8 protein-coding genes are annotated in these 7,638 nt (G+C 72.6%); 6 read left to right on the top strand and 2 right to left on the bottom strand.

What is annotated here, in order from left to right; all coding sequences use genetic code 11:
- Positions 1-2: 2 nt before the first annotated feature.
- Positions 3-806, bottom strand: coding sequence for an enoyl-CoA hydratase/isomerase family protein (locus tag ACFXAE_RS29895; protein WP_384720590.1), 804 nt, complete (start codon positions 804-806; stop codon positions 3-5).
- Between the two features lie 379 nt (positions 807-1,185).
- Between ACFXAE_RS29895 and ACFXAE_RS29900 the strand changes: the two genes are divergently transcribed.
- On the top strand, positions 1,186-1,353 hold the full coding sequence (locus ACFXAE_RS29900) for a DUF3117 domain-containing protein (RefSeq protein WP_003966491.1): 168 nt from the start codon (positions 1,186-1,188) through the stop codon (positions 1,351-1,353).
- A gap of 99 nt (positions 1,354-1,452) precedes the next feature.
- Here the strand turns inward: ACFXAE_RS29900 and ACFXAE_RS29905 are convergent, their stop codons facing one another.
- A complete protein-coding gene (locus ACFXAE_RS29905) occupies positions 1,453-2,151 on the bottom strand; it encodes an O-methyltransferase (protein WP_384720610.1) in 699 nt (232 codons plus the stop codon).
- A gap of 276 nt (positions 2,152-2,427) precedes the next feature.
- Between ACFXAE_RS29905 and sigE the strand changes: the two genes are divergently transcribed.
- The 5 genes from sigE to ACFXAE_RS29930 all read left to right on the top strand — a co-directional run bounded on the left by sigE (position 2,428) and on the right by ACFXAE_RS29930 (position 7,587).
- The gene (gene sigE, locus ACFXAE_RS29910; protein WP_384720593.1) at positions 2,428-3,087 is read left to right on the top strand and encodes an RNA polymerase sigma factor SigE; all 660 of its coding nucleotides are present in this window, start codon (positions 2,428-2,430) and stop codon (positions 3,085-3,087) included.
- Positions 3,084-4,040, top strand: coding sequence for an anti-sigma factor family protein (locus tag ACFXAE_RS29915; RefSeq protein ID WP_384720596.1), 957 nt, complete (start codon positions 3,084-3,086; stop codon positions 4,038-4,040). Before sigE ends, ACFXAE_RS29915 begins: the two co-directional genes overlap by 4 nt.
- Positions 4,041-4,170: 130 nt before the next feature.
- A complete protein-coding gene (locus tag ACFXAE_RS29920; protein ID WP_384720598.1) occupies positions 4,171-6,120 on the top strand; it encodes a trypsin-like peptidase domain-containing protein in 1,950 nt (649 codons plus the stop codon).
- A 126-nt stretch (positions 6,121-6,246) separates the two neighbouring features.
- Entirely contained in the window at positions 6,247-6,687 is a 441-nt protein-coding gene (locus tag ACFXAE_RS29925; protein WP_384720601.1) for a sec-independent translocase, read from the top strand.
- A gap of 225 nt (positions 6,688-6,912) precedes the next feature.
- On the top strand, positions 6,913-7,587 hold the full coding sequence (locus ACFXAE_RS29930) for a hypothetical protein (protein WP_384720604.1): 675 nt from the start codon (positions 6,913-6,915) through the stop codon (positions 7,585-7,587).
- Positions 7,588-7,638 lie beyond the last annotated feature (51 nt).

Here is a 7,638-nt window from a genome sequence, read left to right on the forward strand (position 1 = left end):
GCTCACCGGCCCAGGTACCGAGGCTTCTCCTTGTTCACGAACGCCCGTACCGCGATCGCGTGGTCCTCCGAGGAGCCGGCCCGGGTCTGGAGCTCGTCCTCCTTCTCCAGGGCCTCCTCCAGCGAGTGGCTCAGCCCGTACGCCACGGACTCCTTCAGCGCCGCGTACGCCACCGTCGGACCCTCGGCCAGCGCCCGTGCCACCTTCTCCGCCTCCGCGCGCAGCTCCGCCGCCGGGACCAGCCGGTTGGCGATGCCCAGCTCGTACGCCTCCTGCGCGGAGACGCTGCGCGGGAAGAGCAGCAGGTCGGTGGCGCGCCCGGGGCCGATCACGCGCGGCAGCGTCCAGGAGATCCCGGAGTCAGCGGTCAGCGCGACCCCGGCGAACGAGGTGTTGAACGCCGCGGTGTCCGCGACGATCCGGTAGTCCGCGGCCAGCGCGAAGCCGAAGCCGGCGCCGGCCGCGACCCCGTTCACCGCCGCGACCACCGGCTTCGCGGCCCCGGCGATCGCCTTCACGATCGGGTTGTAGTGCTCGCGCACCGTGCTCATCGTCTGCCCCGAACCGGTCTCCCGGTCCTCGATCAGCAGCCCGATGTGCTCCTTGAGGTCCTGCCCGACGCAGAACGCCCTGTCCCCGGCCGCGGTCAGCAGCACGGCCCGTACGGCGTCGTCGTCCGCGGCGGACCGGACCGCGTCCCGGAGGGCGGCCTTCGCCGCGAGGTTCAGCGCGTTCATCGCCTCCGGGCGGTTGAGCGTGATCGTCGCGAGTCCGTCGCTCACCTCGTAGAGCACGGTGTCGGCCATGGTGTGTCCCTCCGTGTGGCGGCTCGGGGCGTACCGGCGAGTACGCCCCGTCTGCAGGACAGCATGACGGAGATCACCGACCGCGGCGGGCGGCCGACGTGTGACCTGCGTCAAACAATTCCCGTCCGTTTCCGATCGGTGGATGTGTGTGCGGCGGCGCAGTATCGCAGTCACATCGCCGAATTGAGTGGTTTTGCTCGCGTGCGTTGCCCAAGCGATGCCGACTGATGTTGGTCATCGGGTCCCGCCATGCGGGATAATGGCCTGGAAGCAATGTGTTCGATGCCGGTGGCGTGTGTCCTGCTTCGAGGACCGCAGGTGCCCTTCAGTGGGCCGTCGGCTCAGACGGTTTAGCCGGGTTTCAGGAAGGGGAACGAGCATGGCGGCCATGAAGCCGCGGACGGGTGATGGCCCGCTCGAGGTGACCAAGGAGGGGCGGGGCATCGTCATGCGCGTTCCGCTCGAAGGCGGCGGTCGGCTCGTCGTCGAGCTGACCCCGGACGAGGCCGACGCGCTCGGCGACGCCCTCAAGAAGGTCGTCGGCTGACGCGCAAGCGACCATACCCTTTCAGTCGCCCCGGCACCGCACGCGGTGCCGGGGCGACTGTTTCGCGTACGGGCGGAGAGAGCGGGCCGGGTCCGCCGGTCACCGCTTGACGACGCAGAGGAGCCCGTCCCCCACCGGCAGCAGCGACGACACCAGTTCCGTGCTCTCGCGCACGGTCCGCACCAGCTCCCGCAGCCGCAGCACCTCCGTGGGCTGCGGTCCGGAGTCCACCGTGCGTCCGTTCGCGAAGACCCCTTCGAAGGCGACCAGGCCTCCCGGGCGCAGCAGGCGCAACGATTCGGCGAGATAGTCCTGGTACTCCTGCCGGTCGCCGTCGCAGAAGACCAGATCGTAACCGGAGTCCGCGAGACGGGGCAGGACGTCCAGCGCGCGGCCCGGGATGAAGCGGGCCCGGTTCCCGGCGAAGCCGGCGTCGCGGAAGGCCTGGCGGGCGGACTGCTGGTGCTCCGGCTCCTGATCGACCGTGGTCAGCACCCCGTCCGGACGCATCCCGTGCAGCAGGTGGATTCCGGAGACCCCGCAGCCGGTGCCGATCTCCGCGACCGCCTTGGCGTCCACGCTGGCGGCGAGCAACCGCAGCGCCGCGCCCGTGCCGGGCGACACCGAGCGCAGCCCTGCGTCACGGGCCCGGTCCCGGGCCCAGTACAGCGCCTCGTCCTCGGCGACATAGGCGTCGGCGAACGCCCAGCTCGTCTGCCGGTTGGCGGTAATGACCCTCTCCTGTCCCCGTGGATGCCTGGGCGTGACTGTATCCGTTGGCGTCGGGAACCCGCAGATGGGACCGGTCGTTTAAAGGGAGGAGCAAGTGGCGTGTGCCGTGACGGGGGGCAGGCAGTGGACGAGGACGCCGAGCAAGTGCTGACGCAGCCGTACGAGGCGTGGCAGCCCAGATCAAATTCTCGTAAAACCGCTTATCCGGAGCTAACGGGCGAGGTGGCTATGGTAGGGGCTCCACTGGACACCACCAGAGCCGATAGGGGAGGTGCGGCTGCGCCTATGGATCGCGGAGGAGTGCTGCGGCGCTTCCTCGGATCGGCGGGCAGGCCGAAATCCGTGAACGACACCGCTGCTGACCACGACCGCGCCGGCGCCCCGGCCCAGACCGCGACTTTCTCCACCGACGCGGACGGGCAGGCGTGGACTCCGCCCACCTGGGAGGAGATCGTCAGCATGCACAGCGGCCGGGTCTACCGGCTCGCCTACCGTCTCACCGGCAACCAGCACGACGCCGAGGACCTCACCCAGGAGGTCTTCGTCCGCGTCTTCCGTTCCCTGTCGACGTACACGCCGGGCACCTTCGAGGGCTGGCTGCACCGCATCACCACCAACCTCTTCCTGGACATGGTCCGCCGCAAGCAGCGCATCCGCTTCGACGCGCTGGGCGAGGACGCGGCCGAGCGGCTGCCCAGCAAGGAGCCCACGCCGCAGCAGGTGTTCAACGACGCCCACTTCGACGCGGACGTCCAGCAGGCCCTCGACACCCTCGCCCCCGAGTTCCGCGCCGCCGTCGTCCTGTGCGACATCGAGGGACTGTCGTACGAGGAGATCGCGGCCACCCTGGGCGTCAAGCTCGGTACCGTCCGGTCCCGGATCCACCGCGGCCGTTCCCAGCTGCGCAAGGCCCTCGCACACCGCTCGCCCGAGGCGCGCGCGGAGCGCCGCTCCTTCGTGCCGCGTGTTCCCGCACTGGGAGGAGGGGGCGCGAGCACGTGAGCGGTTCACAGCCGAAGTCCTCCGAGGGACACCTCGCAGAGCAGCACCTGGGAGACCGACTTTCCGCCCTGGTGGACGGAGAGCTCGGTCATGACGCGCGCGAGCGCGTACTGGCGCATGTCGCCACCTGCGCGAAGTGCAGGGTGGAGGTGGACGCGCAGCGCCGTCTGAAGAACGTGTTCGCCCAGGCGGCCCCCCCGCCGCCCTCCGAGAGCTTCCTGGCCCGCCTCCAGGGGCTCCCGGCCGGGGGCGACCTCGGCGACGGCGGCTCGCCGCTGGGCGGCGGAGGACTGCCGGGCGGTACGCCGGGACGGTTCGGCGGAGGCCCCGGGGTCTTCGGGACCAGGCGGGGCGAGCGCTTCGAGTTCACCTACGCGCCCGTCCGGCGGCACGAGTCCGCGCTGCCGGCTGTCGCGGGCGGCCGGGACTTCGCCCTCCATGACGTCAGCCGCCACGAGACCGACCGGCCGTCCTCCCGCGGGCTGCGGTTCGCGTTCGTCGCCGCCGGGGCGGTGTCGCTGGCCGCGATCGCGCTCGGCGGGGTCACCACGAGCACGCCCACCGACACGGAGACGCGCGGTGCGGGCAAGGGCAGCAACGTCACGCCGATGCGCACGCAGGGCACGGGCGCGGCGATGCCCGAGTCCCAGCGGCGCCGCGGCGTGGGACCGCTGCTGGGCCAGATGACGGGCCAGAGCGCGCCCGCGGCCACCCCGGTCGCCCCGACCGCGGTCTCCGCGCCGCTGCTGCCCGGGATCCCGACGCCGACGGAGCACCACCCCGCACCGGGCACGCCGATGACGGGCGGTGCGACGACCGTGTCCCCGCTGATACGACCGCTCACCTCGACCCCGCCGCTCACCCTGACCACATGGGCCGTCTCCACCGGGCTCAAGGCCCCCGGCCTCGTCACCGCCGGCACGACACCGGTCCCCACGCCGACATCCCGCTGAACCGTCCAGTGCGCAGGGGCGCGCGAACCTGATTGAATCCAGGGGGCGCGCCCAGGCCCAGCCGGGTGCCGAGCCAGTAGTTTCGCGGCCACCGCCGTCGCGCGGTGCCGTGTCCAGCCGTGGGGAGAGCATGAACGAGGGCAAGCCGGGCCCACCGGGGGAGGAGCCGACCACGCGTCCCGAGGGACACGACGGCGACTTCGAGCTGGCCCGCCCGGACCGCGAACCGGCCACCGCCGGCGACGACCACCGGGGCGACTACGAACTGGACCGCCCCCTGCGGTCCGAGGGCTTCGGGAACCAACCCGTCGAGCCCGGCTCCGGCGCCTCCACGTCCGCCCCCGAAGCCGCGGAGCCCGCGGCATCCGGTGCCCCTGCCGACGAGCCCGTCGGGTCGGCGTCCACGGCCGCTTCGGCCCCCGGCGCGTCCGCCACCTCCGTCGGGTCTCCGCCCCCGGCCGTCCCCGCACCCGCGGTCTCCGACCCGCCGCCGGTGGCTCTCGAACCCCCCGCTCCCGGGCGGCAGAGGCCCCTGCACGACCCCGACCCCTACAGCACCCCGCCGTACGGCGAACCGGGCCCCTGGGCACCCGCCCCGCCCGTACAGCACCCGGCGACGACACCCGCGCACGGCATGGCGCTCGCGGCCCCTCCCGCGGTCCCGGACGCGGCACCCCACACCACCCCCGCGCCGCACACCACCCCCGCGCCGCACACCACCCCCGCGCCGCACACCACCCCCGCGCCGCACACCACCCCCGCGCCGCACGGTGCCCCCACCGTGACGGAGGCGGTGCCGCACGGGGCTCCCACGGCGTCCGCCATCCCCGCGCAATCGCACCCGGACACCCAGGCGCCCCCGGCCCAGGACACCCCGGCCGCCGACCCCTGGGGCCGTTACGACCCCTGGGCGGTGGCTGCCGCGGCAGCTCCGTTGCAGCAGGCCGGACACGTCGTGGTCGACCGGAAGCGGCGGCGCGGCCGGGCGCTCCTCGGGGCCGCCCTGCTGCTCGCGCTCGTGTCCGGTGGCATCGGCGGGATCGTCGGCACGTATCTGGAGCGCAACGGCGGCATGGGCAGCGTGGAGCTGCCGCAGGCCGGCAAGGAGGCGGCGGGACGCGACCCCGGCAGCGTCGCCGGAATCGCCGCACAGGCACTCCCCAGCGTCGTCACCCTGCACGTCAGCGGCGCCGGCGAGGCCGGCACCGGCACCGGCTTCGTGCTCGACGGGCGCGGCCACATCCTCACCAACGACCACGTCGTCGGACCCGCCGGGAACGACGGCGAGATCACCGTCACCTTCCACAGCGGCGACACCGCCGAAGCCACCGTCGTGGGCCGGGACAGCGGCTACGACCTCGCCGTGGTGAAGGTGAAGGGCGTCAGTGGACTCACCCCCCTGCCGCTCGGCAACTCCGACAACGTGCGGGTCGGCGACCCCGTCGTCGCCATCGGCGCCCCCTTCGACCTGGCCGGCACCGTCACCTCCGGCATCATCAGCGCCAGGGAACGGCCCATCACCGCCGGCGGCGAGAAGGGCGACGGCAGCGACGTGTCGTACGTCGACGCCCTGCAGACCGACGCGCCGATCAACCCCGGAAACTCCGGCGGCCCCCTGCTCGACGCCAAGGCCCGCGTGATCGGCATCAACTCGGCCATTCGCTCCGCCGGCAGCGGTGCCGACCCGGACGCCGGCCAGGCCGGCTCCATAGGACTCGGCTTCGCCATCCCCATCAACCAGGGCAAGCGCGTCGCCGAGGAACTGATCAACACCGGGAAGGCCACCCACCCGGTGATCGGCATCACCCTCGACATGCAGTACGGCGGCGACGGCGCCCGCGTCGCCGCCAAGAGCGGTGACGGCGGGCCTCCGGTCAGCACCGGCGGCCCCGGCGACCGGGCCGGGATCAAGGCCGGCGACGTCATCACCGAGGTCGACGGCCGGCGCGTCCACTCCGGCGAGGAACTCATCGTCAAGACCCGTGCCCACCGTCCCGGCGACCGCCTCGAGCTCACCCTGGAGCGGGACGGCGCCGAACGGACGGTCACCCTGACGCTCGGTTCCTCGGAGGGCGACTGAGGCGGATGAGCCCCGGGACGGTACCGGAGGCACGGGGCGGCCGGGTACCGTGGACCCGGCCCGGACCACGGAAGACCGCAGGCCGCCCCGAGGACCGAGGACCGAAGGCATCGCGAGGAGCTTCAGGTGTTCAATGACATAGGACCGCTCGAGCTGGTGACGCTCATCGTCCTCGCCGTGCTCGTCTTCGGTCCGGACAAGCTCCCCAAGGTCATCCAGGACGTGACGCGCACGATCCGGAAGATCCGTGACTTCTCGGAGAGCGCCAAGCAGGACATCCGGCAGGAGCTCGGCCCCGAGTTCAAGGAATTCGAGTTCGAGGACCTCAACCCCAAGACGTTCATCCGCAAGCAGCTGGACAACGACGACCTGGGGCTCAAGGAGATCCGTAACGGCTTCGACCTGAAGAAGGAGATGGCCGAGGTCACGGACGCCGTCCACGGCCGCGACACCGACTCCTCCACGTCGTCCTCCTCCGGCTCCTCCGGCGGCCGCGTGGACATGACGAAGAAGCCCGAGACACCGGCGGCCGACAACCGCCCGCCCTTCGACGCGGACGCCACCTGAGCCGTCCGGCACCGGGGCGTACGCCCCCGCGTACGTGACGCGTTTCATACCCCACCCGGGCCGCGCGCGGCCTGATCAGGGCGTCCGCGCGGCCCACTCGCCGGGCGGTTTCCCAGCCTGTGGCGTCAAGGTGGCTATGCTGCCGAGTTGTTGTGCGGAACGGACGAGTACGCCCGAAGGGGGGCGGGCCGTCCGGTCCGACGAGAGCGAGGAGGCGTCCGGGCAATGGAGACGACGAGTCGGGCAGTCGCGCAGGCGCCGGCCGCGGAGGACGGACAACATGTCCCCTCCGCCCGGCGTACGGTCGACGGCTACCTGCGTGCGCCCTTCCCCTGGTACGGGCTCGACGAGGCCTTCACGGGACCGCGCTGGCTGATGCAGGTCGGACTGGCGGCCGACGGAGCCGTCGCGCACGGATCGGTCGGGCACGGCGACGAGCCCTCGGTGCGCAGCGAGTACACGGCCGGGACCGACCAGGAGACCAAGGAGAGGTTCGCGGTCGTGGTGACCGTGGCCGCCAACCCGGTGCGCCGCAGCGCCGACGGCACCGGTCTGCTGGAGGCCACCTCGGTCTCCTCCGCCGCCTGGCTCGCCGGAGTGGGGCTGCTGTCCTTCACCTGGCCCGGCCAGATGGACCACTCCCTGCGCGACGACTGGCTGGACCAGCAGACGGAGACCGCCTGGGTCCTCGCGGACGATCTGGAGGGTGAGGACTGGTCGACGCTGTCCCTGCCCGTGGACGGGGTGCCGACGCCGTTCCACTACCGGGAGTCCGAGTTCGGCTGGGTGCTCGCGGGCTCCACGCAGGAGGGCGTGCACGTGGGCGCGTACGGCAGGGGCATGAGCGCGTACGGCCTCGGCTTCGCCGTGGTGAAGAACATCGCCGCGTACGACGCCTGAGCGGAGGCGCCCGAGCAGGTACGCGCGAGGGCGCCGTCCGCACCGGACGGC

The sequence above is a fragment of the Streptomyces sp. NPDC059454 genome (genome assembly GCF_042749965.1).
Classification (GTDB): Bacteria; Actinomycetota; Actinomycetes; order Streptomycetales; family Streptomycetaceae; genus Streptomyces.